Below are 22,290 nucleotides of genomic sequence, written 5' to 3'. Positions count from 1 at the left end.
CGCCGCGCCGTACGTTCAGGCGCGTGTGGCGAGAAACTGGCGGAATTCGGCGGCATCCATCGGCCGCGCGTACAGGAAGCCTTGCGCGATCTGCACGCCCTGCTCGCGCAGATAGGTCGCCTGCTGTTCCGTCTCGACACCTTCAGCCACCATCTGCAGCTTGCGCGTGCGGGCGATTTCGGCGATGTGCGGCACCAGCGGCGCATGCGGCGAATCGGCGCCGATGGTGCCGACGAAGGCGCGGTCGATCTTCAGCGCGTCGACCGGCAGGTCATGCAGGTAGGACAGGCTGGAATAGCCGGTCCCGAAGTCGTCGAGCAGCACCTTGTGGCCGGCTTCGCGCAGCTGCGCCAGCACGAGGCCGGCCGAACCGGCCTGGATCAGGTTGCGTTCGGTCAGCTCGAGTTCGATCTGGCTGCGCCGGATGCCGTTGCCGTCGAGCACGTCGGACAGCAGCTCGCTCAGGCCACCGCTTTCCAGATCGTGCGACGCCACATTCAGCGACACCGTCAGCTCGGGCCGGCGCTGCAGCAGATCGCCGATCTCGGCAATCGCGGTGCGCAGCACGCGCGCAGTGATCTCGTGCTCGAAGCCGGAGTGCTCGGCCAGATGCACCAGATCGTCGGTACTCATGACCGGCTCGTTCTGGTCGGGCCAGCGCACCAGCAGTTCGGCGCCGACGCAGCGGCCGTCCGACAGGCGTATCTGCGGATGGTAGGCCACCCGCAACTCGCCGCGCCGGATGGCCGCCAGCAGCGCCGTCGCGGGCGAGAAGAACTGACGGGTGAACCGGCGCACCGCCCACACCATCAGCGTACTGACCAGTACGCCGAACAGCGTGGTCATCACCAGCGGCTCGGTCCATGCCGCGAGCAGCTGGGCGCGCGACTGCGCCGCCACCGCCACGATGGGCAGCTGACCCGACTGGGCGACGGCGTAAAGACGGTCGCCCTGGATGTGTTCGCGACCGGTCATCGCGGTATCGATCATGCTCGACAGCAGCGGCTCGTCGACCACGGCAAGCGGCAGCCAGTCGGTGATGCTCAGCACGACCAGCCGGGTGTCGGCGATGCTGCGCACCTGGAAATGGCTGGCATGGATCAACGCCAGATGCGAACCGCGACCGATGGCGACCGACGGTCGTGCGTCGTCGAGCGGATGTGTCAGCCGGAACCATATCTGGCGTCCCTTGCCATCGGTCCAGTCGGCGGCAGGCAGGGAACGGATGCCGTTCTCCTCGCCCGACCCCATGCTGCTGCACTGTATCCGGCCGTCACGGGTGTAGGCGATCTCGCGCACGAAGGGCGTGCAGTAGGCGATCTGTCGCATGCGCTCGATGTGGGCCGGCGAGCACGGCGTGTCGGGAACCGTGTCGAGGCCGTGCAGCTCGGACTGCGCCTCGTCGAATACCTGATCGGCGCGCAGCAGGGCCTGCTGCGCCAGCGCATCGAGGTGCAGCGTTTCAACCCTGAGCGTATAGCTCCAGGAAAAATAGAGCGCTGCAGCAAGCGGCAGCAGCCCGGCAAACAGGGCAGCGACCGTCAGCAGCGTGATGAATGCGCGGCGTCGCATCAGGGCGTTCTTCGATCAACAGTCGCTCGGGCGACTTTATTGTGTGTGTGCACGATGCCGAAGTGTAAGCGCATCGTGTCGTTTCACTTACGTGGGCTGCGTGAAATTCACGATGCGTCGTGACGGGCGAACGCACGTCCAGTGCGGCAACCCCGCCGCCGTGTGTTACATCAACCGCAACATCAACTCGACGCGCGCCTGAACCGGCGTGAGCGCGCCGGCGCCCGGCAACGCAGCACCGGGGGCGTCGATGACACGGCCGCGCGCGGTCCGGCTGGTGCGCAGCACGGCGACGCCGCCGGCCTGCGCACGCAGCAACGCCGCCTCGAGCGGCGCGCCGAGGGTGCCGTTGCCGGTACCCGCCGCGACAATGCCGCGCGCGCCGAGCGCGCACAGCGCATCGACCAGCGCGCCGTCGGCGCCGGCGTGGTTCAGCACGATGTCGACGCGCGGCCAGTCGTCGTGCAGCACATGTGCCAGACCCAGCGCTTCGCCGTGTGGCCAGTCGCGCAGGCGGCGCAGCGCGCCTTCTTCGATGTAGGCAAGTGGCCCGGCATCACCGGAATCGAAAGCGTCGACACGATACGGATGCGCCTTGCGCACCTCGCAGCCGGCGTGAACGGTGCCCGCCATGCAGACCAGCACGCCTCCGGCCTCCTGCGAGGAGGCCAGGCGCACGGCGTCGAGCAGGTTCTGCGGTCCGTCGGCGGCCAGCGCGCCGGCTGGGCGCATCGCGGCGGTCAGCACGACCGGTCGGGTCGGCGCCAGCACGCGGTGGAGGAAGTAGGCGGTTTCTTCCAGCGTATCGGTGCCGTGGGTGATGACGATGCCTGCCACGCCGTCGCGTGCGAGGTGATGCGCAACCCGCTGCGCCAGCGCGCGCCAGATGGCGAAAGTCATGTCCTTGCTGTCGGTCTGGGCGACCTGCTCGGCATCGATCGCAAACGCCGACAGCGGCGGCACGGCCGCAATCAGATCCGCGACGGCGATCGTGCCGGCGACGTAGCCGGTGTTGTCTGCAGCACTGCGCGCCTGACCGGCGATCGTGCCGCCGGTGCCGAGGATGACGATGGGTTTCATCGGTTCGCTGCCTGTCGGATGTTGTCGGCGCATTCTGGTGGAGCGGCGCGCCACGGCGCAAGGGCGATGCACGCGCCGCCCCGGCACGGGCCCTTATAATCGCGCATGACCGAATCCACCGCTTCCGAATCCACCGCCCCCGACGTCGCACCGCCGGCGCTGACTGAAACTGCGTTCGACACCTTGCCGCTGGCGCCCGAGACGCTCGCCAACCTGACCACGCTCGGCTACCTCGCGATGACGCCGGTGCAGGCGGCGACGCTGCCGCTGGCGCTGGCCGGGCGCGACCTGATCGCGCAGGCGAAGACCGGCAGCGGCAAGACGGCGGCGTTTGCATTGCCCTTGCTGGCCAAACTCAATCCGCGCTGGTTTTCCCCACAGGCGCTGGTGCTGTGCCCGACGCGCGAACTGGCCGATCAGGTGGCGAAGGAAATCCGCCGGCTGGCGCGCGCCACCGACAACATCAAGGTGGTGACGCTGTGCGGCGGAGCGAAGATGGGGCCGCAGATCGGCAGTCTGGAGCACGGTGCGCATGTGGCCGTCGGCACGCCGGGCCGCATCATGGATCACCTGGAACGCGGCACGCTGGATATGCGGGGCCTGAACATGCTGGTGCTCGACGAAGCCGACCGCATGCTCGACATGGGCTTCTTCGATGACATCGTGTGGATCGCGCAGCAGTGCCCGGCCGCGCGCCAGACCCTGCTGTTTTCAGCCACTTTCCCGCCCGGCATCGAAAAGCTGGCATCGCAGTTCCTGCGCGAACCGGAACGGGTGCAGGTCGCGACGCAGCATGCGGCCGGCAAGATCCGCCAGCGCTTCTATGAAATCGACAACACCGAACGGCTCGACGCGGTGGCGCAGCTGCTGCGCCACTTCCGGCCGGTCAGCACGCTGGCGTTCTGCAACACCAAGGCACGCTGCCGCGAACTGGCGGACCGCCTGAGCGCGCAGGGTTTCGAAGCGCTGGCACTGTATGGCGACATGGAACAGCGCGAACGCGACCAGGTGCTGGTGCGTTTCGCACACCGCAGCGCGTCGGTGCTGGTGGCCACCGATGTGGCCGCGCGCGGTCTGGACATCGACAAGCTCGAAGCGGTGATCAACGTCGACGTGACACCGGATCCGGAGGTGCACGTGCATCGCATCGGACGTACCGGGCGCGGCGACGCCGAGGGCTGGGCGCTCAGCCTGGTCAGCCGCAACGAGATGGGCCGGGCGCTGCGCATCGAAAAGGCGCAGGGTGTGGCGCTCGAATGGCAGCCGCTGGCGGAACTGGAGCCGGCCGGCCATGCGCCGCTGGTGCCGCCGATGGCCACCCTGCAGATACTGGGCGGGCGCAAGGAAAAGATGCGGCCGGGCGACGTGCTGGGCGCGCTGACCGGCGAAGCTGGCTTCACCCGCGAGCAGGTGGGCCGGATCGACGTGACCGACTACCTGACCTATGTCGCGGTGGAACGCAACATTGCCGACGAGGTGGTGCGCCGGCTCGACGGCGGGCGGGTGAAGGGGCGCGACGTGAAGGTGAAGCGGCTCGGCAGCGACTGATCAGGGCGACGGCGGCCCGCCACGCGCGCCGGGCGACGCCTCCAGCCGGTCCAGCGCGTCGACGGCGAGGCGGCGGCCGTACTCGATCAACGGCAACGCCAGATGGAATTCATGAAACCGGCAGGTGTTCTTCGGCACGCTGATGACCACATCGGGCCAGAACACCGCGAGATTGCGACGCGTCAGGGCGGCCTGCATGGTTTCCAGCGAACGCATCAGCACATCCGACATCGCCAGCCCTGATTCGGCGACCTTCACCGCGCCATTGCCGGTGCCGCCGGGCAGGTAGCTGCGCAGACGCGCCAGCAGGCCGGGGTCGCTGGCTGCACGCTGCAGCGGAGGAGGCTCGACGGATTCACCATTCAGATCGACGATGACCGTCAGATCGGTCAATGTGCGCAGGGTCGGCGCCACCGGAACCGGGTTCAGCAGCCCGCCATCGACCAGCAGGCGACCGCGGTAGGCATGGGGCGTGAACACCGATGGCACGGCCATCGACGCACGGATCGCTTCGAACAGCGAGCCGTCCGACAGCCACACCTCGCGCCCGCGTTCGATGTCGACGGCGACGGCCGTGTAGTCGAGCGGCAGATCTTCGATATTGCATTCACCCACCAGCTCGCGCAGGCGCTGGATGAGCACCTCGCCGCGGATCAGGCCGCCACCGGACAGCGTGAGGTCGAGCAGGCGGAGCATGTCCGACTGACCCAGCGCGGTCACCCACTTTTCGTAGGCATCGAGTCCGCCCAGCGCGTGAATGCCCCCGACCAGCGCACCCATCGACGAGCCCGAAATGGCACGGATGTCGTAGCCGCGCGATTCCAGTTCGCGGATGACACCGATGTGTGCCAGCCCGCGCGCGCCGCCGGAGCCGAGCACCAGCGATACGGTCGGTCGGCTGCCCATCGGATTCAGGCGGACCCGCCGCACAGGTCGAGCTGGGTCAGGTGCAGCCGCAGATCGAATTCATACTGGTGATACTGCGGTTCCATATGTGTACACAGCTGGTAGAACGCCTTGTCATGCTCGCGCGACTTCAGATGGGCCAGTTCGTGCACGACGATCATCTTCAGGAACTCCGGCGGCGCATCGCGGAACAGTGTGGCAACCCGCAGTTCGTGCTTGGCCTTCAGCTTGCCGCCCTGCACGCGTGACACCGTGGTGTGCGTGCCGAGTGCCCGGGCCGTCAGACCGAGGCTGCTGTCGTACATCACCTTGTTGATCGGCGCGCCATTGCGGAGATGGCGCTGTTTCAGCGCCATCACGTAATCGTACAGCGCGCTGTCGCTGCGCACCGCATGGGTGTCCGGGTAGCGCGCCTTCAGTGTTTCGGCGAGGCGACCCTGCTCGATCAATGCGCGCACCTGATCCTGGATGTGCGGCGGGTAACCGGCCAGGTACGTAAGGGTATTCATTCAGGTCAGGCCGGGACGGCGCGCACGCCGTCCGCCGTCTCACTCAGTCGCGGAAGGCCTCGACCGGAATCTCGATGTAGACGATGTCGCTGATGCCCGGCAGGTACTTGGTCATGCCGAAGTCGGAGCGCTTGATCGTGGTGGAAATGTCGGCGCCGCACAGTGCCTTCTTGTTGATCGGATGCGTGCCGCAGGCGAAGCCTTTCACATCGAGCTTGACCGGCTTGATCACCCCGAGCAGCGTCAGATCGCCTTCGGCACCGACCAGCTTGTCGCCGTCGAACATGAGCTTCGTGGATTTGAAGGTCATGGCAGGAAACTGCTCGGAATTGAAGAAGTCTTCGCCGCGCATGTGCTTGTCCCATGCTTCGAGCCCCATGTCGATCGAGGCGGTGTCGATCTTGACCTCGATGCTGCCGCTGTTCTGCGACGGCACCAGCATGATCTTGCCGCTGGCGCTGTTGAAGCGGCCGCGCTGGGTCGAAAAGCCGAGGTGGTTGATTTCGAAGGTCGGGAAGGTGTGGCGGGAATCGATGGTGTAGCTGTCGGCGGCAATCGCACCGCTGGTCAGCGAGGCGCCCATCAACAGGCCAAACAGAGCGGAAGTGAGTTTCATGTGGGTTCCAGAATTGTGTTGAATGGAAAGCAGCGGCTTACTTGCCTGCGATGGCCAGCTTGAAACGGATCTGCACTTCGTCGGCCACGACCGAGGTGTCGCCCCAGGCGCCGGTGCCGACGCCGAATTCGAGGCGCTTGAGCGGGAAGCTGCCCTCCAGCAGCGCGCCGGTGCCGTCAGGCTTCAGCGTGAAGGGTGCGGCAACCTCGCGTGTCTTGCCCTTGATGCTCATCTGCCCGCGCACCTCGTAGCGGTTGTTGCCGAGCGGCTTGACCGAACTCGACACGAAGCGGGCCGTCGGGTGCTGCTTGACGTCGAACCAGTTCTTGCCCTTGACCTCGTCGTTCGCTTCCGGCCCGCCCGCATCGATCGACGCCAGTTCGATGTCGAGCGTGGCGCTGCCGGCTTCCGGCTTCGCGAGATCGAAGTCGAGCGTGGCCGAAAAGCGGGTGAACCGGCCGTCGACCGATACGCCCATCTGCTGCGACACGAAGGCGAGCGAACTCTTTTCCGGCACAACACGCGAATAGCTGCCTGCCGCCTGCACGGCGGACGACATCAGCGCAAGGCCGGCGCCCAGCGTCAACACGCGTCGCGCGAGCGGCGAAATTCCCTGCTTCATCGACTGCTCCAGACTGTGAAAGACACCGGTGTGATGTCGGCGGCGCCAAAAAATTCCACCGCGAGGCTTGACCGCCTCACGGCCGGGTGATCAGCCGGCGCGCGCGGCAAGCTGCTTTTCCAGCTCGGACACCCGCGCTTCGAGCCCCTCGAGCTGCGCCCGGGTGCGGGCCAGAACATCCTTCTGCACATCGAATTCCTCGCGCGTGACCAGATCGAGGCGCGAAAACATGGCGCTTGCCATCGCCTTGGCGTTTTTCTCCAGATCCCTGGCCGGGCTGGCGGCGAGCAGTTCGGAAAAGCGCGACGACAGTTCTTCGAGCATCTTCGGATTCAGCATAGGTTTCTCTCCAGGCGATGGTCGGTACAACGCAGTACGACGGGTCTGCGCCGACCGGGAAGCTCCGCATTGTGCCGTCACACCGCGGAACGCGCGATCCCGGCGTGACGGAATTCACGACAAATGGGTGCGGATGCCGCGCGGCGGGCACCGATAGTGCGCAAAGTACCTCCACCGGACCGTTCACGCACCGTATTGGTGCAAAGACATATCGAAGTGCGTGCATTTGGGGCGGGCGACCCCGCCGGACCGTCTCCGATATTCGTTTTACTGCATCAAATCATTGAAAAACAAGGCGTAAGACCGTCTGGCACGGTCTGTGCAAGACAAGCCGGGCAGTTTCCCTAAATCAAGGAGTGAACCCAATGCAAAAGACTTTGATCGCCGCTGCCCTCGCCAGCGCACTGGCCGTGCCGGCCTTCACCGCTCAAGCCCAAGAACCGGCCAGCCCGCACACCTTCACCGGCAACGTTGGTCTGTTCAGTCAGTATGTGTTCCGCGGCATCAGCCAGACCAACGAAGACCCGGCACTGCAGGGCGGTTTCGACTACTCGCATGCGAGCGGCTTCTACCTCGGCACCTGGGCATCGAATATTTCGTGGCTCAAGGACGCCCCGGCAGGCGTTGATCCGGCCTACTCCAGCTCCAGCGTGGAAATCGACGTTTATGGCGGCTACCGCGGCGCCTTCGGCGAAACCGGCATCGGCTACGACGTCGGTCTGCTGCAGTACATCTACCCGGGTGACCGCAACCCCGGCATCACCAAGGCCGACACGCTCGAAGCCTACGCCGCTGTCAGCTGGAGCTTCCTGAGCGCCAAGTATTCGTACAGCCTGGGCGACACCTTCGGTGTGAACAACTCGTCGGGCACCTGGTACCTCGACCTCTCTGCCAACTACCCGATCACCGAAGCCCTGACACTGAACCTGCACTACGGCATCCAGGACTTCAGCGGTTCCAACGCTGGCGTGAAGAACGACGACATCGCATCGTACGAAGACTGGAAGATCGGCCTGTCGTACGCCCTTCCGCAAGGTTTCACGGTCGGCGCCTTCTACACCGATACCAGCATGAACAGCACGGAACAGGCCTTCTACACCAATCTTAAGGGCAAGTACCTGGGTGACGACCAATACGTAGTGTTCCTGTCCAAGACGTTCTGATTCAAAAACGCTTTACGGTATCTGCCAGGGGAATGTCATGAAACTAGTCACAGCCATCATCAAGCCTTTCAAGCTTGACGAAGTACGCGAGGCACTTTCGGCCATCGGCGTGCAGGGCATCACTGTTACCGAGGTGAAAGGTTTCGGTCGCCAGAAAGGTCACACCGAGCTGTACCGGGGTGCCGAGTACGTCGTCGATTTCCTGCCCAAGGTGAAGATCGAGGCTGCAGTCAGCGACGAGCTGGTCGACAGCGTGGTCGAGGCCATAGAAAAGTCTGCCAGCACCGGCAAGATCGGTGACGGCAAGATTTTCGTTTTCGATCTGGAACAGGTCGTCCGCATCCGCACCGGTGAAACCGGTGTTGATGCGCTTTAAGGGAGAACACAAGATGAAACGTTTCCTGGGCATCCTGTGCGCAACCTTGGCTATCGGCCTGGCTGCGCCTGTCATGGCAGAAGATCCCCCGGCAGCTCCGGCTGTCGTAACCGAAGAAGCAGCGGCTGCACCGGCGGATGCGGCAGTTGAAGCACCGATGGCGGCAGAAGCTGCACCGGCCGAGGCAGCCGCAGAAGCTGCACCGGCGGAAGAAGTGAAGGCGGCGGTGCACAAGGGCGACATCGCCTGGATGCTGGTCGCCACCATCATCGTGCTGTTCATGGCCCTGCCCGGCCTGGCACTGTTCTACGGCGGCATGGTGCGCGCCAAGAACATGCTGTCGGTGCTGATGCAGGTCATGGTGGTGTTTTCGCTGATCGGCATCCTGTGGATCGTCTATGGCTACAGCCTCGCCTTCACCGAAGCAACGCCGTTCATCGGTTCGCTGGACAAGCTGTTCCTCAGCGGTGTGACGGTTGATTCCCTGTCCGACACGTTCAGCGCGGACGTGAAGATTCCGGAATATCTGTTCGTCGTGTTCCAGCTGACGTTTGCCGGCATCACCGCCGCGCTGATCGTCGGATCGTTCGCCGAGCGGGTGAAGTTCTCCGCGGTGCTGCTGTTCAGCGTGCTGTGGTTCACCTTCTCCTACATCCCGATCGCACACATGGTGTGGGGCGCCGGCGGTTACCTGCTGGGTCATGGCGCGCTGGACTTCGCGGGCGGCACGGTGGTGCACATCAACGCCGGTGTGGCCGGTCTGGTGGGTGCCTACATGGTCGGCAAGCGCATCGGCTACGGCAAGGAATCGATGGCGCCGCATTCGCTGGTGCTGACGATGGTCGGTGCGTCGATGCTGTGGGTGGGCTGGTTCGGTTTCAACGCCGGATCCAACCTCGAAGCGAACGCCGGTACGGTACTCGCCGCACTCAACACCATGGTTGCCGCTGCTGCAGGCATCGTGGCGTGGGTGGCTGCGGAAGCCGTATTCAAGGGCAAGCCGTCGATGCTCGGTGCGGCGTCCGGTTCCATCGCCGGTCTGGTGGCGATCACGCCGGCCTGCGGTACGGTCGGCCCGATCGGCGCGCTGGTCATCGGTCTGCTGGCAGGCGTGATCTGCCTGTGGGGCGTCAATGGCCTCAAGCACATGCTTGGCGCAGATGATTCGCTCGACGTGTTCGGCGTACATGGTGTCGGCGGCATCGTCGGTGCTGTTCTGACTGGCGTGTTCACCGCACCGTCGCTCGGCGGAACCGGTGCAGATGACTTCTCGATCGGTTCGCAGGTCACCGTCCAGGTGATGAGCGTCGTGATCACGATCATCTGGTCGGCCGTCGTGTCCTTCATCGCCTTCAAGCTGGTGGATATCTTCATCGGCCTGCGTGTGCCGGAAGACGAAGAGCGCGAAGGTCTGGACGTGACTGCGCATGGCGAAACCGCCTACCGCATTTGAACCGCGGCACCTACTCTCTCCTCTGCAAAGTTCGGGCACCTTCGGGTGCCCGTTTTTTTTCGGGTGCGACCCCTGTCACGGACGAGTCGTGCGATGGCGCGGGCAGTGTTCGAAATCGCACGGAATACCGGACAATCATGGCGATATTCTGGGCTTCGTCCACGGGCCAACCGCGTGACTCTCAGCACCTGATGCGTTTGAGGAAGAATCACCATGCCGACTCCAGTCAATCGATTCCTGCGCGCCGGACGCCGATCTGCGACCCGACAGGCCACACCGCTGTGCGCCGTGGCGGCCGTGGCATCCATGGCCGCCGGCCTGCCGACCGGCATCACGCTGGCGCTCGGCGGGCTGGCGATCGTCGGCTATGTGCTTCGACCGGCACCGACCGTACAGATCTGAACGCCCCGCGACGCCGACCGCCCCACCGCGGACCGGCCGGCGACAGGTCCTGTCCATCGACTGCCGACCCTGGTGCGTTGATCGTCCTTTGCACGTCGAAGATTCGTCAGCCGGGTTAGCATCGCGGCCGATGGACCGCGTGGCGCAGCCCGGCGCCGACGTTCAGTCAAGGATGAGGACGCTCGTGAACACTTTTGCCGCACACCTGCTGGCGGGATTGATTGCCCTGACGGCAAGCGGTCTGGCTGCGGCCGGCTCCACTGCCACCAATGACACCCCTGTTGCAGAGGCGGATGCCTTCCCGGCCGAGGAACGCGACCGGCTTCGCCAGCGCGCCAGCGATCTGAAGAATCAGGCACGCGAACTGCGGCGCAAGGCGGATGCCGATCGGGCGGCCGCGGACGCGCTCTGCTGGCAGCGCACGCTGGTGTCGTCCTGCATCGAAGAAGCCGACGAAACGCTGCGTCTGCGCGTCACCGAAGTGCGCAAGCTCGAGCTGGAGGCGCGCGACATCGAACGTGACGTGCGCACCCGGTCCGCGCAGGCGCGACGCGCGGAAAAGCAGCGGGCAGCCGATGAACGCCGGCTGAAGTCGATCGAAATGAGCGTGAAGACGCGTGAAACCGAGCAGGCGCTGTCACGGCAGCGCGAGCAGGAAGCCCGGGAGCGCGCACAGAAGGATGCCGACGCGCAAGCACGCGCACGGCTCAAAGCACAGGACACCGCCCGGAAGGATGCCGAACAGGCCGCCGGACGGCAACGCGAGGACGCGCGCGCAGCCCAGCGTGCGGCAGACCAGCAGCGCCACGCCGACAAGATCGACGAACGGGTGCGCCGGAAGGAAGCGCAGCGCCTGCAGCGCGAAGCCGAAGCGGCCGCCAAGGCCGCGACGCAGCCTCAGCCCGCGCAGTAGCGATCAGCGCGGCGGCGGGGTGTGACCGGTGGCGGCGTGATGCGTGCCGGCGGCGGCATGGTGATGCAGGGCTGCGTGGTCCGGCTCGTGCGGCAGACGATGGCCCACCCATTGCGGCAGCAGTGAGCCGACGATCATTCCGGTTGCGCTGACCGCCAGACCGATCAGCTGGGCCGGCACCGCACTGGCCTCGCCGACCAGCACCTCGATCAGCAACCATGACCCGAGGCCACCGATGATCGCGGCCAGCGCACCCTGGGTGGTGGCGCGCTTCCAGAACGCACCGAAGAACAGCGGCACGAAGGCGCCGGCCAGCGTCACCTTGTAGGCGTTCTCGACCATTTCGAAAATGCCCGCTTCGGAATTCAGCGCCACCACCAGCACGATGCTGGCAAAGCCGACGATGGCACCGCGCATGACGAACAGCAGCTGGCGATCGCCCATCCGCGGATAGAAACCCTTGACGATGTTTTCGGCGAAGGTGACCGACGGCGCCAGCAGCGTGGCTGACGAACAGCTCATGATGGCCGACAGCACCGCCCCGAAAAACAGGATCTGCGCGATCAGCGGCGTGTGCTGCATGACCAGCGTCGGCAGCACGCGCTGCGAATCCTCCTCGATCAGCGCGTTGAAGGTGCCGGGGTCGATCAGCGTCGCCGAATAGGCGATGAACATCGGCACGAAGCAGAAGCAGAAGTAGATCGATGCACCGAGCACCGAACCACCGATCGCGACCTTCGCGCTCTTCGCCGATGTGATGCGCTGGAACACGTCCTGCTGCGGGACGGAGCCCAGCATCATGGTCAGCCACGCGCCGATGAAGGTGATCCACAGCCACGGATCGGCGGGCGGAAAGAAGTCGAGCTTGCCGGCCGCCGACGCGTGGTCGATGACCGGCGCCACCCCCCCGGTCAGGCCGCTGATGACGTAGGCGATGTAGAGCAGGCCGCCCATCGACACCGCCATCTGCACGAAATCCAGAATGGCCACCGAGAACATGCCGCCGAAGGTGGTGTAGGTCAGCACGATCAGGGCACCGAGCACCATGCCGGTTTCCTGACTGACCGCGCCATCGGTCACCATGAAGAAGATGAGGCCCATGGCCTTGATCTGCGCCGCCACCCAGCCCAGATAGGACACGACGATGCACAGCGACGTGATGACTTCGACGGTACGGTTGTAGCGCAGGCGATAGTAGTCGCCGACGGTCATGATGTTCAGCTTGTACAGCTTGGTCGAATAGAAGATGCCGGCGATGATCAGGCACATCGATGCGCCGAACGGATCGGCGACCACGCCGCCGAGACCTTCGGTGACGAACTGCGCCGACACTCCGAACACCGCCTCGGCACCGAACCAGGTGGCGAATACCGTGGCCGTCACCACCGGCAGCGGCAGGCTGCGGCCGGCAACGGCGAAATCCCTGGCGTTATGGACCCGTGTCGCGGCGTACAGACCGATGCCGACCGACACCATCAGATAGAGCACTACGAACCAGATCAGCATGCACGCCCCGGAGCAACATTTCGCGGCGCGGCACGACACCGCGCAGGCTCAATGATAACGGCGCACAAGCCTTGCGGGCACTGGATTTGCGGGGTTTTCGATCAGGCGTCGAGGCGCCGCGGCGGCAGCATGGGCAACCCGGCGAGGGCGGTCATTTCGAGCACGACAAGACCATCGACGCGCAGGCCCGACAGATGCATGCGCAGATGAGTCACCAGCGCACAGCGAACGGTTTCGTCGACACCGAACAGGCGATCGGGCACCGACAGCGTGACGCGCGGCTGGGCCGCCTCGATATGCCAGCCCAGTGCGCCGGCCAGCACGCCGGAGCAGGCGTCGATGACGATGTTGCCGACCTCTGCGAGTGCGTCCTGTTCGAGTTCACCCGGTTCGGCAATATCACCCGGAAGACCGAGCATGCGCCTCACCAGCGCCAGACCGCCGATCTGCGGCAGCACCAGCATGGCTTCGGCGCCGCAACCGTCGGTGGTGCGCATGCGCTGGGCCACGCCGCACAGGCAGCTGTCGAGGCTGGCCAGGCAGAGATCGAGGCGGGCGCGGTCGGCGATTTCGACATGCGAAACCGACATGCCCACCTGCTCGGACACGATCTGCGTGAAGGTGGACGCGGCACCTCGCACCGATCGGCTCATCGAGCCTGCCAGTTCGCCGAATGCCTTCATGTGTGGAGGAATCATGTTTCCGCCCCTGCGCTGCCCCGTGCAAGCCCCGCCGCCGCTACCGTGGTCGTTTTCATCGTTGGCATCTCCCGGTATGAACAGGGGCTAACGACTTTCGTGGCGACATCTTTAGGGAAGACGTCCCGAGTGAAGCTCAGGCGAAGGCGTGCCACACCTCGAAGCCGATCAGCAGTGCGACCAGCAGGCACAGGAACTGTATCCAGCGCAGCTGCCGGCGGCTGCGCTGTTCGAGATCGACCGCCTCCTGGCGCACGTCCTGCGCGGCAGACTGGCTCAGTATCTTGTGCGCCAGCCGCGGCAGCTCCGGCATCATCATCGCCCACGCCGGCGCCTCGTCGAGCAGCTTGCGGCGCAGCGCGCGCCAGCCGACCTGTTCGCTCATCCAGCGTTCCAGAAAGGGCTTGGCGGTTTTCCACAGGTCCAGCTCCGGGTCGAGCTGGCGCCCCAGACCTTCGATGTTGAGCAGGGTTTTCTGCAGCAATACCAGCTGCGGCTGGATCTCGACATTGAACCGGCGCGACACCTGGAACAGCCGCAGCAGCGTGCGGCCGAACTCGATTTCCTTCAGCGGCTTGTCGAAGATCGGCTCGCACACGGCACGGATCGACGCCTCGAACTCATCCACCCGGGTGCCGCGCGGCACCCAGCCGGCATCGACGTGCGCCTGTGCCACCCGCTTGTAGTCGCGCTGGAAGAAGGCGAGGAAGTTCTGCGCCAGGTAATTCTTGTCCACATCGGTCAGCGTACCCATGATGCCGAAGTCGAGCGCGATGTACTGGCCGTCGGGCGCGACGAAAATGTTGCCCGGGTGCATGTCGGCATGGAAGAAACCGTCGCGGAACACTTGGGTGAAGAAGATTTCGACGCCAGCGCGCGACAGCGCCGCCATGTCGACGCCCTGGGCACGCAGCGCGTCGGTGTGAGAAATCGGCAGCCCGTACATGCGCTCCATCACCATCGCGGTGGGGCCGCAGAAATCCCAATACACCTCGGGGACGGCGAGCAGTGGCGAATCGCGGAAGTTGCGGCGCAACTGCGAACAGTTCGACGCCTCGCGCATCAGGTCGAGTTCGTCGCCCAGATGCTTGGAAAACTCCGCCACCACCTCGCGCGCCTTCAGCCGGCGTCCTTCCGACCACACCCGTTCCAGCAGGCCGGCGGCGGTTTCCATCAGCAGGATGTCGTTGGCGATGATGTGTTCGATGCCGGGGCGCAGCACCTTGACCGCGACATCCTCGCCATTCGGCAGCACCGCGAAATGCACCTGCGCCACCGATGCCGACGCCACCGGCCGGGTTTCGAAACTGCGGAACACCTGGTCCAGCGGCTTGCCGTAGAAGGCCTCGAGCCGGGCGATCGCCTGTTCGGACGGGAATGGCGGCACGCGGTCCTGCAGCTTGGCCAGTTCGTCGGCGATGTCCGGTGGCAGCAGGTCGCGCCGCGTCGACAGCATCTGGCCGAACTTGACGAAAATCGGACCGAGCGCCTCCAGCGCTTCGCGCAGCCTGACGGCGCGCGGATCGGTGAAGCGCCGACCCAGCCGGGTGACGCGCAGCAGACCGGCAAAGCGCAGCTTGCTGCCGGCGTCGAGCAGCATCTGGTCCAGCCCGAACCGCAGGCTCACCGTGAGGATCTTGAGCAGTCGCAGCCAGCGCATGCGGCTCAGCCCTCGGCCGCACGTTGCGGCGCAGGAACAGACGGTCTGGGGGGTTGAAACCTCATGTTGCGGGGACTCGACAGCGGCGTGCGGAGCGCGCACTGTACAAGAAGCACCGCCACGCCGGAAGCGGCTTTCCGGGCTGAATGCGGGCTCGCGCTATACTTCGCGGTCTTCAAATGCACTTGCGCATCGCGCTTCCGTTTCACTCATGACCCCCGAACTGCGCCGAGAACTGACCCGTCTGCTGCATGCCGCACTGGCCAGCGTGGCGCCCGACATCGCGCCACCCGACATCCTTCTTGATCGCCCGAAGCAGGCGTCGCACGGCGACCTCGCGTGCAACGTCGCGCTCCAGCTGGCCAAGGCGCTGAAACAGAACCCGCGCATCATCGCCGAACGCATCGTGCGCGAACTGCCGCCATCGGGCATCGTCGAGCGCGCCGAAGTGGCAGGTGCCGGTTTCATCAATTTCTTCTTCAGCGCATCGGTCAAGCAGGCCATCGTCGGCCGCATCCTGAGCGAAGGCGAACGCTACGGCCGTTCGGACACCGGCGCCGGCAAAAAGGTGCAGGTCGAGTTCGTATCGGCCAATCCGACCGGGCCGCTGCATGTCGGCCACGGTCGCGGTGCCGCCTACGGCTCTGCGCTGTGCAACCTGCTCGACGCTGCCGGCTACGCGGTGACGCGCGAGTTCTACGTCAATGACGCCGGTCGCCAGATGGACATCCTCGCCGTGTCGGTGTGGCTGCGCTACATGGAAACGCAGGGTGCGGCGGTGAAATTCCCGGCCGACGGCTACCGCGGCGACTATGTGCGCGACATCGGCGCGGAATTGTTCATCCAGCAGGGCACCCGACTGAACCGGCATACGGCCGAACTGCCCGACGCCTCGGTCGCGGGCGATACCGCCGACGCCATGCTCGACGCACTGATCGCCCACGCCAAGACCACGCTCGGCGAGGACTGGTGGACGGTGCATCGCTACGCGCTCGATGCCATGCTGGCCGACCAGCGCAATGATCTGGGCGAGTTCCGCGTGCATTACGACGTGTGGTATTCGGAACAGTCGCTGCACAGCAACGGCGCCGTGGACCGCGCGGTAAAGCGCCTGCAGGACGCCGGCTACCTGTACGAACAGGACGGTGCGCTGTGGTTTCGCTCGACCCGCTTCGGCGACGAGAAGGACCGCGTCGTGCGGCGCGACAATGGCGCCTACACCTATTTCGCGTCCGACATCGCCTATCACGCGGAAAAGTTCGCGCGCGGCTTCGACCTGGTGATCGACGTCTGGGGCGCCGACCACCACGGCTACATCCCGCGCGTGAAGGGTGCGCTGGCCGCGCTCGGCGAAAACCCTGACAAGCTGGAAATCGCGCTGGTGCAGTTCGCCGTGTTGTATCGCGGCGGCGAGAAGGCGGCCATGGGCAAGCGCTCGGGCGACTTCGTCACGCTGCGCGACCTGCGTGCCGAAGTCGGCAACGATGCGGCGCGTTTCTTCTACGTGCTGCGCAAGAGCGACCAGCACCTCGATTTTGACCTCGATCTCGCCAAATCCGAGTCGAACGACAATCCGGTCTATTACATCCAGTATGCGCACGCCCGCATCTGCTCGGTGCTGCGCGAGGCGGTTGCCAATCACGCGCTCGACCTGTCGCTGCTGCCCGGCATCCCGTTCGATGCGCTCACCGGCGAGCGCGAACTGCTGCTGGCCCAGCGTCTGGCCGAGTTTCCGGACGTGATCACACAGGCGGTGGCCGACCGTGCGCCGCACTCCGTCGCCTTCTACCTGCGCGACGTGGCATCCGATTTCCACGCCTTCTACAACGCCTCGCGCATGCTGGTCGACGATCTGGCGGTGCGCGAAGCCCGCCTGGCGCTGGCCGCCGCCACGCGGCAGGTCATCGCCAACGGGCTGTCGCTGCTCGGCGTGTCCGCACCGGAATCGATGTAATGGCCAAGGCTGCGCAAAAGAAGGCGCCCGCGCGCAAGCATCGCGGCGGCACGGTGGTCGGCATCTTCATCGGTCTGGTACTGGGCGTCGTGCTGTGCGCCGGGGTGATGTGGTACATCAACGGCTCGGCGCTGCCGCTGCAGTTGCGCGAAGCCGCGCCGACGGCCGGGGCATCCGGGGGCGAACCGGTGGCACTGCCCGGCAAACCGGGTGACAAGCCCCCGGCGAAGCCGCGCTTCGACTTCTATGAAATCCTGCCCGGCAGTCAGAGCGCACAGCCTGCTCCGGCCCGGACGCCGCCTGCGGCAGCACCGACTCCGCCCGAAGACAGCCTGGCGCCCGCGGTCGCGCCGGCACCGGTCGCAGCCCCGGAATCGCTGGTTCTGCAGGCCGGCGCCTTCTCGTCGGAAGAAGAAGCCGACAACCTGCGCGCCCGTCTTGCGTTGATGGGTTTGGAGTCGAACGTTCAGACCCATGCCGTCGCCGGCAAGGGCACGCTGTACCGCGTACGGCTCGGCCCGTTCGCCAGTCCGGACGACATGAGCCGGGTCCGTGCCGAGCTGGCCCAGAACGGGATCGACACTTCGCTTGTCCGATGACCGGACTTGCCATGCATACACAGGAGACAGCATGAAATTCGGATTCAAGCAGATTGCCGCGCTGGCTTTCGCCGGCTTCATGGCCGGTGGCGCCGCCGCCGCCCCGCTGAACGAGAAGGACTTTCGCGAAATCAAGCCGGCCCAGTCGGTCGAACCGGGGCCCAAGGTCGAGGTGATCGAGTTCTTCTGGTATGGCTGCCCGCACTGTTTCGAGCTCGAGCCGTCATTGAAGAAGTGGCTCGACCGCAAGCCGGACGACGTGACCTTCAAGCGGGTACCGGCCATCTTCCGCCAGTCGTGGGTGGCCGGCGCACAGACCTTCTACACGCTGGAAACGCTCGGCGAGCTCGACCGCATGCACAGCAAGGTGTTCGACGCCATCCACATGGAGCGCCAGGCGTTCAACGACATGGCGACCATCAGCAGCTGGATGGGCAAGAACGGCATCGATGCGAAGAAGTTCGAAGACACGGCCAAGTCGTTCGCCGTCTCGGGCAAGGTGCAGCGCGCGCAGCAGATGAGTGCCGCCTATCAGCTGACCGGCGTGCCTGCGCTGGTGGTCGATGGCAAGTACATCGCGCTCGGCAACAGTTATGAAGGCATGCTCGTCATCGTCGACCAGCTGATCGAGCGCGCCCGCGGCGAGCGCGCAGCGGCCGCCAAGAAGTAAACCGCATGGACGCAGCGCGTCCGGCGGCAACGGGTGCCCGCGCGGCACCCGTTGTCTTTCTGACCGGCGCATCGAGCGGCATCGGCGAAGCGCTGGCCCGCCATTACGCCGCGGAGGGCGCCACGCTCGGTCTGGTGGCGCGGCGGGCGGCGCACCTTGATGCGCTGGCTGCCAGCCTGCCCGGACAGCATTTCACCTTTGCCGCCGACGTGCGCGACGCCGCCGCGCTGCAGGCGGCGGCAGAATCCTTCATGCAGCAGGCCGGCGTGCCGGACATCGTCATCGGCAACGCCGGCGTATCGGTCGGCACATTGACCGGCGAGCAGGAGGACCTGCCGGCATTCGAAACCGTGTTCGACATCAACGTTCTCGGGCTGGTGCGCACTTTCGCACCCTTCGTGAAACCGATGCAGGCGCGGCGCAGCGGCGCGCTGGTCGGCATCGCCTCGGTGGCCGGCATCCGCGGACTGCCCGGCGCCGGCGCCTACTGCGCGTCCAAATCTGCGGCGATCACCTATCTGGAAAGTCTGCGCGTGGAACTGCGCGGCAGCGGCGTGAAGGTACAGACGATCTGCCCTGGCTACATCGACACGCCGATGACCGCCATCAACCCCTACCCGATGCCCTTCCTGCTCAGCGCCGACGAAGCCGCCCCGCGCTTCGCCCGCGTCATCGCACGCGGCACGTCCTACGCAGTCGTGCCCTGGCAGATGGGGGTGGTGGCCAGGCTGCTGCGCCTGCTGCCGGACGCCGTGTTCGACTTCGCGTTCGCAAAGGCCGGCCGCAAACCGCGCGGCACGTTGTAGGGCAGATGCACGATACAAGTTTCAAGATGCAAGGAAGAGCGGCGCTCACTTGCATCTTGAATCTTTGCTCTGCCGTCAGGCCTTCGCGAACGCGGCCTTCGCCCGCGCCAGCGTCTGCGCCACGTCATCCTCGCTGTGCGCGCCCGACACGAAACCGGCTTCGAACGCCGACGGCGCCAGATAGACGCCGGCATCGAGCATGGCGTGGAAGAAGCGGTTGAAGCGCTCGCGGTCGGACTGCATCACTTCGGCGTAGCTGGCTGGCGCCGCATCGCGGAAATACAGGCCGAACATGCCGCCGACCGACTGTGCCGAAAACGGCACGCCCGCTTCGCTTGCAGCGGCGACCATGCCGTCGGTGAACTGCTTCGTGCGGGCCGCGAGCCGGTCATGGAAGCCGGGTACGTCGATCAGCTCCAGCGTCTTCAGGCCCGCCGCCACGGCGACCGGATTGCCGGACAGCGTGCCGGCCTGATACACGGCACCGATCGGCGCGATGGCGGCCATGATGTCGCGCCGGCCGCCGAAGGCGCCGACCGGCATGCCGCCGCCGATCACCTTGCCCAGCGTGGTGAGGTCGGGCGTGATGCCGAACAGGCCTTGGGCGCCGACCGGACCGACGCGGAAACCGGTCATCACCTCGTCGAAGATCAGCACCGCACCATATTGTGTACACAACGTGCGCATCGCATCGAGGAAGGCGCGCGTCGGCACGATGAGGTTCATGTTGCCGACCACCGGCTCGACGATGACGCAGGCGATGCGCTCGCCGTGGTTGCGGAAGCAGTCTTCCAGCTGCTGCGGGTCGTTGTAGTCGAGCACCAGCGTGTGCTTGGCGAAGTCGGCCGGCACACCGCCCGAACTCGGGTTGCCGAAGGTGAGCGCACCGGAGCCGGCCTTGACCAGCAGGCTGTCGGCGTGGCCGTGGTAGCAGCCTTCGAACTTCACGATGGTGTCGCGGCCGGTGAAGCCGCGGGCGAGGCGGATGGCGCTCATCGTCGCCTCGGTGCCGGAACTGACCAGGCGCACCTGTTCGATCGACGGCACGCGGGCGCACAGCAGTTCGGCCATCAGGATTTCGCCTTCGGTCGGCGCACCGAAGGACAGGCCGCCCACCGCAGCCTCCTGCACGGCCCGGATCACGTCCGGGTGTGCATGGCCCAGGATGGCCGGGCCCCAGGACCCCACATAGTCGATGTATTCGACGCCATCGGCGTCCCACAGCCGGCTTCCGACGCCGCGCGTGAAGAAGCGCGGCGTACCGCCGACCGAGCGGAAGGCCCGGACCGGTGAATTGACGCCGCCCGGAATGCTGCGCTGGGCGCGTTCGAAAAGCTGCTCGTTGCGGGTGGTCATGGCGATTCCTTCAGAAAAGCTGCGCATAGGCACGTGCCCGCGCTGAAATATCGGTTGCGTCGAACAGGTCGGACACCACGGCGAGCAGATCGGCTCCGGCTTCGATCAACGCCGGTGCCCGCGCCAGCGTGATGCCGCCGATGGCGCAGCGGGCAGTGCCCAGATCGGCCACCTCGGCGAAGCGCGCAGGGTCGGCGACCGGCGCGGCGGGTTTGGTCGCCGACGCGAACATCGCGCCGAAGGCCACGTAATCGGCGCCGGCACGCCGGGCCTCGCGCGCCAGCCCGGCATCGTTGTAGCAGGACACGCCGATCACCGCCGCCGGACCCAGCCGCCGGCGGGCCGCCGCCGGATCGCCGTCGTCACGGCCGACGTGCACGCCGTCGGCGCCGACTTCGTGCGCCAGTTCGACATCATCGTTGACGATGAAGCGCGTCCCGCAGACGGTGGTGATGGCGCGCAGCGCACGCGCGTCAGCCAGGCGGCACGCGATGTCGCACGACTTGTTGCGGTACTGCAGCAGCACGGCGCCGCCGGCACACGCGGCCTCGGCAGCGCGGTAGAGCGCAGGGCCGGTGAGGGTTTCGGGTGTCACGGCGTAGAGGCCGCGCATGGGGCGTCGGTCGGCAGCCATCGTCTAGTCGTCGCTGCCGTCGTCTGCGTCCATATTGCTGTTGCGCGTCCAGAAAAAGCGGTCGGGCAGATACTGGCCCATGCCAGGCCGGAATCCGTTGACCAGCGTACGCCACGTATATTCCTGCGCCGCCTGCACGGCTGCGCCGACGTCCAGACCCTGCGCCAGCCAGGCCGCCAGCGCGGACGCCAGCGTACAGCCGGAACCGTGATAACTGCCCGGCAGACGGTCCCATTCGTCGCGCCGGATCACACCGCCATGGCCGTACAGCACGTTGCTGACGCGCAGCGTCGATTCGTGGGTGCCGGTCAGCAGCACATGCCCGCAGCCGGCCGCGATCAGCAACCGGGCGCACTCGTCGAGCGCGGGCGGGTCCTGTCGGCTGTCCGGGTCGTCGTCTCCGTCCTCGTCGTCTTCATCGTCGCCGAACTGCGCCAGCCGGCGCGCTTCGAGGCTGTTCGGCGTCAGCACCGTGGTCAGCGGCAGCAGCAGCTCCTGCAGCGCGATCACCATTTCCTCGTCGGCCAGTTCATCGCCGCGGCCGGATGACAGCACCGGGTCGAACACCACCGGCAGATGCGGGTAATCGGAAATGATTTCCGCGATGGCGGCGATGTTCTCCACGCTGCCCATGACGCCGATCTTGAAGGCCGCCACCGGAACATCCGACAGCAGCACGCGCGCCTGGTCGACCACCAGGTCGTCGTCCATCGGCACGATTTCCTCGACGCCGGTGGTGTCCTGCACGGTGACGGCCGTCACCACGCCGAGCGGATGGCAGCCGAGCGCCGACAGCGTCATCAGATCGGCCTGCATGCCGGCGCCACCGGTGGGGTCGGTGGCGGAAAAACACATGACAAGAGGCGGATGCGCCCGCACATCACGATTGACCATAAAGCGCGCGCCCG

At 65.9% G+C, this 22,290-nt stretch carries 23 protein-coding genes; 10 read left to right on the top strand and 13 right to left on the bottom strand.

All coding sequences use genetic code 11. The annotated features are described in order from the left end of the window. Positions 1–15 precede the first annotated feature (15 nt). Entirely contained in the window at positions 16–1,572 is a 1,557-nt protein-coding gene (locus tag ACTIFF_RS05985) for an EAL domain-containing protein (protein ID WP_439536008.1), read from the bottom strand. A 165-nt stretch (positions 1,573–1,737) separates the two neighbouring features. Next, positions 1,738–2,652, bottom strand: a complete 915-nt coding sequence (locus ACTIFF_RS05980; protein WP_439536007.1) for an asparaginase — start codon at positions 2,650–2,652, stop codon at positions 1,738–1,740. A gap of 105 nt (positions 2,653–2,757) precedes the next feature. Between ACTIFF_RS05980 and dbpA the strand changes: the two genes are divergently transcribed. Next, positions 2,758–4,200 (top strand): ATP-dependent RNA helicase DbpA, encoded by a 1,443-nt coding sequence (gene dbpA / locus ACTIFF_RS05975; protein WP_439536006.1) that lies wholly within the window; start codon positions 2,758–2,760, stop codon positions 4,198–4,200. Here dbpA and ACTIFF_RS05970 read toward each other — a convergent pair whose 3' ends face one another. The 5 genes from ACTIFF_RS05970 to ACTIFF_RS05950 form a co-directional block, all read right to left on the bottom strand. After that, the gene (locus tag ACTIFF_RS05970) at positions 4,201–5,106 is read right to left on the bottom strand and encodes a patatin-like phospholipase family protein (protein WP_439536005.1); all 906 of its coding nucleotides are present in this window, start codon (positions 5,104–5,106) and stop codon (positions 4,201–4,203) included. It abuts the gene before it with no gap. 5 nt (positions 5,107–5,111) lie between these two features. Then, positions 5,112–5,615 (bottom strand): YgjP-like metallopeptidase domain-containing protein, encoded by a 504-nt coding sequence (locus ACTIFF_RS05965; protein WP_439536004.1) that lies wholly within the window; start codon positions 5,613–5,615, stop codon positions 5,112–5,114. Between the two features lie 43 nt (positions 5,616–5,658). Continuing rightward, positions 5,659–6,231: a YceI family protein gene (locus ACTIFF_RS05960; RefSeq protein ID WP_439536003.1), complete on the bottom strand. Its 573-nt coding sequence runs from the start codon at positions 6,229–6,231 to the stop codon at positions 5,659–5,661. Between the two features lie 37 nt (positions 6,232–6,268). Beyond that, positions 6,269–6,853, bottom strand: coding sequence for a YceI family protein (locus tag ACTIFF_RS05955; protein ID WP_439536002.1), 585 nt, complete (start codon positions 6,851–6,853; stop codon positions 6,269–6,271). A 90-nt stretch (positions 6,854–6,943) separates the two neighbouring features. Then, positions 6,944–7,192, bottom strand: a complete 249-nt coding sequence (locus ACTIFF_RS05950; RefSeq protein WP_257079007.1) for an accessory factor UbiK family protein — start codon at positions 7,190–7,192, stop codon at positions 6,944–6,946. 365 nt (positions 7,193–7,557) lie between these two features. On the opposite strand from ACTIFF_RS05950, the gene ACTIFF_RS05945 reads away from it, so the two are divergent. From ACTIFF_RS05945 to ACTIFF_RS05925, 5 genes are all read left to right on the top strand, one after another. Continuing rightward, a complete protein-coding gene (locus tag ACTIFF_RS05945) occupies positions 7,558–8,355 on the top strand; it encodes a TorF family putative porin (protein WP_439536001.1) in 798 nt (265 codons plus the stop codon). Between the two features lie 37 nt (positions 8,356–8,392). Beyond that, complete coding sequence (glnK, locus tag ACTIFF_RS05940) at positions 8,393–8,731, top strand: P-II family nitrogen regulator (protein ID WP_069038722.1); 339 nt, start codon at positions 8,393–8,395, stop codon at positions 8,729–8,731. Positions 8,732–8,744: 13 nt separating this feature from the next. Further along, positions 8,745–10,184 carry an ammonium transporter gene (locus tag ACTIFF_RS05935; protein WP_439536000.1) on the top strand — a complete coding sequence of 480 codons (1,440 nt, stop codon included), beginning with the start codon at positions 8,745–8,747 and terminating at the stop codon, positions 10,182–10,184. A gap of 213 nt (positions 10,185–10,397) precedes the next feature. Then, positions 10,398–10,586 (top strand): hypothetical protein, encoded by a 189-nt coding sequence (locus ACTIFF_RS05930; RefSeq protein ID WP_439535999.1) that lies wholly within the window; start codon positions 10,398–10,400, stop codon positions 10,584–10,586. 184 nt (positions 10,587–10,770) lie between these two features. Next, a complete protein-coding gene (locus ACTIFF_RS05925; RefSeq protein ID WP_439535998.1) occupies positions 10,771–11,499 on the top strand; it encodes a hypothetical protein in 729 nt (242 codons plus the stop codon). A gap of 3 nt (positions 11,500–11,502) precedes the next feature. Here the strand turns inward: ACTIFF_RS05925 and ACTIFF_RS05920 are convergent, their stop codons facing one another. The 3 genes from ACTIFF_RS05920 to ubiB all read right to left on the bottom strand — a co-directional run bounded on the left by ACTIFF_RS05920 (position 11,503) and on the right by ubiB (position 15,363). Next, a complete protein-coding gene (locus ACTIFF_RS05920) occupies positions 11,503–13,005 on the bottom strand; it encodes a sodium:solute symporter family protein (RefSeq protein WP_439535997.1) in 1,503 nt (500 codons plus the stop codon). Positions 13,006–13,106: 101 nt separating this feature from the next. Then, a complete protein-coding gene (locus ACTIFF_RS05915) occupies positions 13,107–13,703 on the bottom strand; it encodes a chemotaxis protein CheC (protein ID WP_439535996.1) in 597 nt (198 codons plus the stop codon). 136 nt (positions 13,704–13,839) lie between these two features. After that, entirely contained in the window at positions 13,840–15,363 is a 1,524-nt protein-coding gene (gene ubiB, locus ACTIFF_RS05910) for a ubiquinone biosynthesis regulatory protein kinase UbiB (protein ID WP_439535995.1), read from the bottom strand. A 211-nt stretch (positions 15,364–15,574) separates the two neighbouring features. Between ubiB and argS the strand changes: the two genes are divergently transcribed. From argS to ACTIFF_RS05890, 4 genes are read left to right on the top strand one after another with little or no spacing between them, the layout of a single operon-like run. Beyond that, a complete protein-coding gene (argS, locus tag ACTIFF_RS05905) occupies positions 15,575–17,317 on the top strand; it encodes an arginine--tRNA ligase (protein ID WP_439535994.1) in 1,743 nt (580 codons plus the stop codon). Then, a complete protein-coding gene (locus tag ACTIFF_RS05900) occupies positions 17,317–17,916 on the top strand; it encodes an SPOR domain-containing protein (RefSeq protein ID WP_439535993.1) in 600 nt (199 codons plus the stop codon). The genes argS and ACTIFF_RS05900 overlap by 1 nt, the downstream gene beginning before the upstream one ends. Before the next feature lie 31 nt (positions 17,917–17,947). Next, positions 17,948–18,586, top strand: a complete 639-nt coding sequence (locus ACTIFF_RS05895; protein WP_439535992.1) for a thiol:disulfide interchange protein DsbA/DsbL — start codon at positions 17,948–17,950, stop codon at positions 18,584–18,586. Positions 18,587–18,591: 5 nt separating this feature from the next. Further along, a complete protein-coding gene (locus ACTIFF_RS05890) occupies positions 18,592–19,392 on the top strand; it encodes an SDR family oxidoreductase (RefSeq protein ID WP_439535991.1) in 801 nt (266 codons plus the stop codon). Between the two features lie 75 nt (positions 19,393–19,467). Here ACTIFF_RS05890 and hemL read toward each other — a convergent pair whose 3' ends face one another. From hemL to thiD, 3 genes are read right to left on the bottom strand one after another with little or no spacing between them, the layout of a single operon-like run. Beyond that, complete coding sequence (hemL, locus tag ACTIFF_RS05885; protein WP_439535990.1) at positions 19,468–20,748, bottom strand: glutamate-1-semialdehyde 2,1-aminomutase; 1,281 nt, start codon at positions 20,746–20,748, stop codon at positions 19,468–19,470. Positions 20,749–20,758: 10 nt separating this feature from the next. Then, the gene (gene thiE / locus ACTIFF_RS05880) at positions 20,759–21,361 is read right to left on the bottom strand and encodes a thiamine phosphate synthase (protein WP_439535989.1); all 603 of its coding nucleotides are present in this window, start codon (positions 21,359–21,361) and stop codon (positions 20,759–20,761) included. A 24-nt stretch (positions 21,362–21,385) separates the two neighbouring features. Further along, complete coding sequence (gene thiD, locus ACTIFF_RS05875) at positions 21,386–22,237, bottom strand: bifunctional hydroxymethylpyrimidine kinase/phosphomethylpyrimidine kinase (protein WP_439535988.1); 852 nt, start codon at positions 22,235–22,237, stop codon at positions 21,386–21,388. Between the last annotated feature and the right edge of the window lie 53 nt (positions 22,238–22,290).

It is taken from the genome of Methyloversatilis sp. (assembly GCF_051861465.1).
GTDB lineage: Bacteria > Pseudomonadota > Gammaproteobacteria > Burkholderiales > Rhodocyclaceae > Methyloversatilis.
Note: the sequence above shows the minus strand (reverse complement) of the source record. Positions and strands in the feature narration are given on the sequence as shown.

Coding starts and splice junctions, on each gene's coding strand:
- ACTIFF_RS05890 (WP_439535991.1), top strand. CDS start 18,592: ATGGACGCAGCGCGTCCGGCGGCAACGGGTGCCCGCGCGGCACCCGTT.
- ACTIFF_RS05920 (WP_439535997.1), bottom strand. CDS start 13,005: ATGCTGATCTGGTTCGTAGTGCTCTATCTGATGGTGTCGGTCGGCATC.
- ACTIFF_RS05955 (WP_439536002.1), bottom strand. CDS start 6,853: ATGAAGCAGGGAATTTCGCCGCTCGCGCGACGCGTGTTGACGCTGGGC.
- ubiB (WP_439535995.1), bottom strand. CDS start 15,363: ATGCGCTGGCTGCGACTGCTCAAGATCCTCACGGTGAGCCTGCGGTTC.
- ACTIFF_RS05895 (WP_439535992.1), top strand. CDS start 17,948: ATGAAATTCGGATTCAAGCAGATTGCCGCGCTGGCTTTCGCCGGCTTC.
- ACTIFF_RS05960 (WP_439536003.1), bottom strand. CDS start 6,231: ATGAAACTCACTTCCGCTCTGTTTGGCCTGTTGATGGGCGCCTCGCTG.
- argS (WP_439535994.1), top strand. CDS start 15,575: ATGACCCCCGAACTGCGCCGAGAACTGACCCGTCTGCTGCATGCCGCA.
- ACTIFF_RS05945 (WP_439536001.1), top strand. CDS start 7,558: ATGCAAAAGACTTTGATCGCCGCTGCCCTCGCCAGCGCACTGGCCGTG.
- thiD (WP_439535988.1), bottom strand. CDS start 22,237: ATGTGTTTTTCCGCCACCGACCCCACCGGTGGCGCCGGCATGCAGGCC.
- thiE (WP_439535989.1), bottom strand. CDS start 21,361: ATGCGCGGCCTCTACGCCGTGACACCCGAAACCCTCACCGGCCCTGCG.
- dbpA (WP_439536006.1), top strand. CDS start 2,758: ATGACCGAATCCACCGCTTCCGAATCCACCGCCCCCGACGTCGCACCG.
- ACTIFF_RS05915 (WP_439535996.1), bottom strand. CDS start 13,703: ATGATTCCTCCACACATGAAGGCATTCGGCGAACTGGCAGGCTCGATG.
- ACTIFF_RS05950 (WP_257079007.1), bottom strand. CDS start 7,192: ATGCTGAATCCGAAGATGCTCGAAGAACTGTCGTCGCGCTTTTCCGAA.
- hemL (WP_439535990.1), bottom strand. CDS start 20,748: ATGACCACCCGCAACGAGCAGCTTTTCGAACGCGCCCAGCGCAGCATT.
- ACTIFF_RS05930 (WP_439535999.1), top strand. CDS start 10,398: ATGCCGACTCCAGTCAATCGATTCCTGCGCGCCGGACGCCGATCTGCG.
- ACTIFF_RS05935 (WP_439536000.1), top strand. CDS start 8,745: ATGAAACGTTTCCTGGGCATCCTGTGCGCAACCTTGGCTATCGGCCTG.
- ACTIFF_RS05980 (WP_439536007.1), bottom strand. CDS start 2,652: ATGAAACCCATCGTCATCCTCGGCACCGGCGGCACGATCGCCGGTCAG.
- ACTIFF_RS05970 (WP_439536005.1), bottom strand. CDS start 5,106: ATGGGCAGCCGACCGACCGTATCGCTGGTGCTCGGCTCCGGCGGCGCG.
- ACTIFF_RS05900 (WP_439535993.1), top strand. CDS start 17,317: ATGGCCAAGGCTGCGCAAAAGAAGGCGCCCGCGCGCAAGCATCGCGGC.
- ACTIFF_RS05965 (WP_439536004.1), bottom strand. CDS start 5,615: ATGAATACCCTTACGTACCTGGCCGGTTACCCGCCGCACATCCAGGAT.
- glnK (WP_069038722.1), top strand. CDS start 8,393: ATGAAACTAGTCACAGCCATCATCAAGCCTTTCAAGCTTGACGAAGTA.
- ACTIFF_RS05985 (WP_439536008.1), bottom strand. CDS start 1,572: ATGCGACGCCGCGCATTCATCACGCTGCTGACGGTCGCTGCCCTGTTT.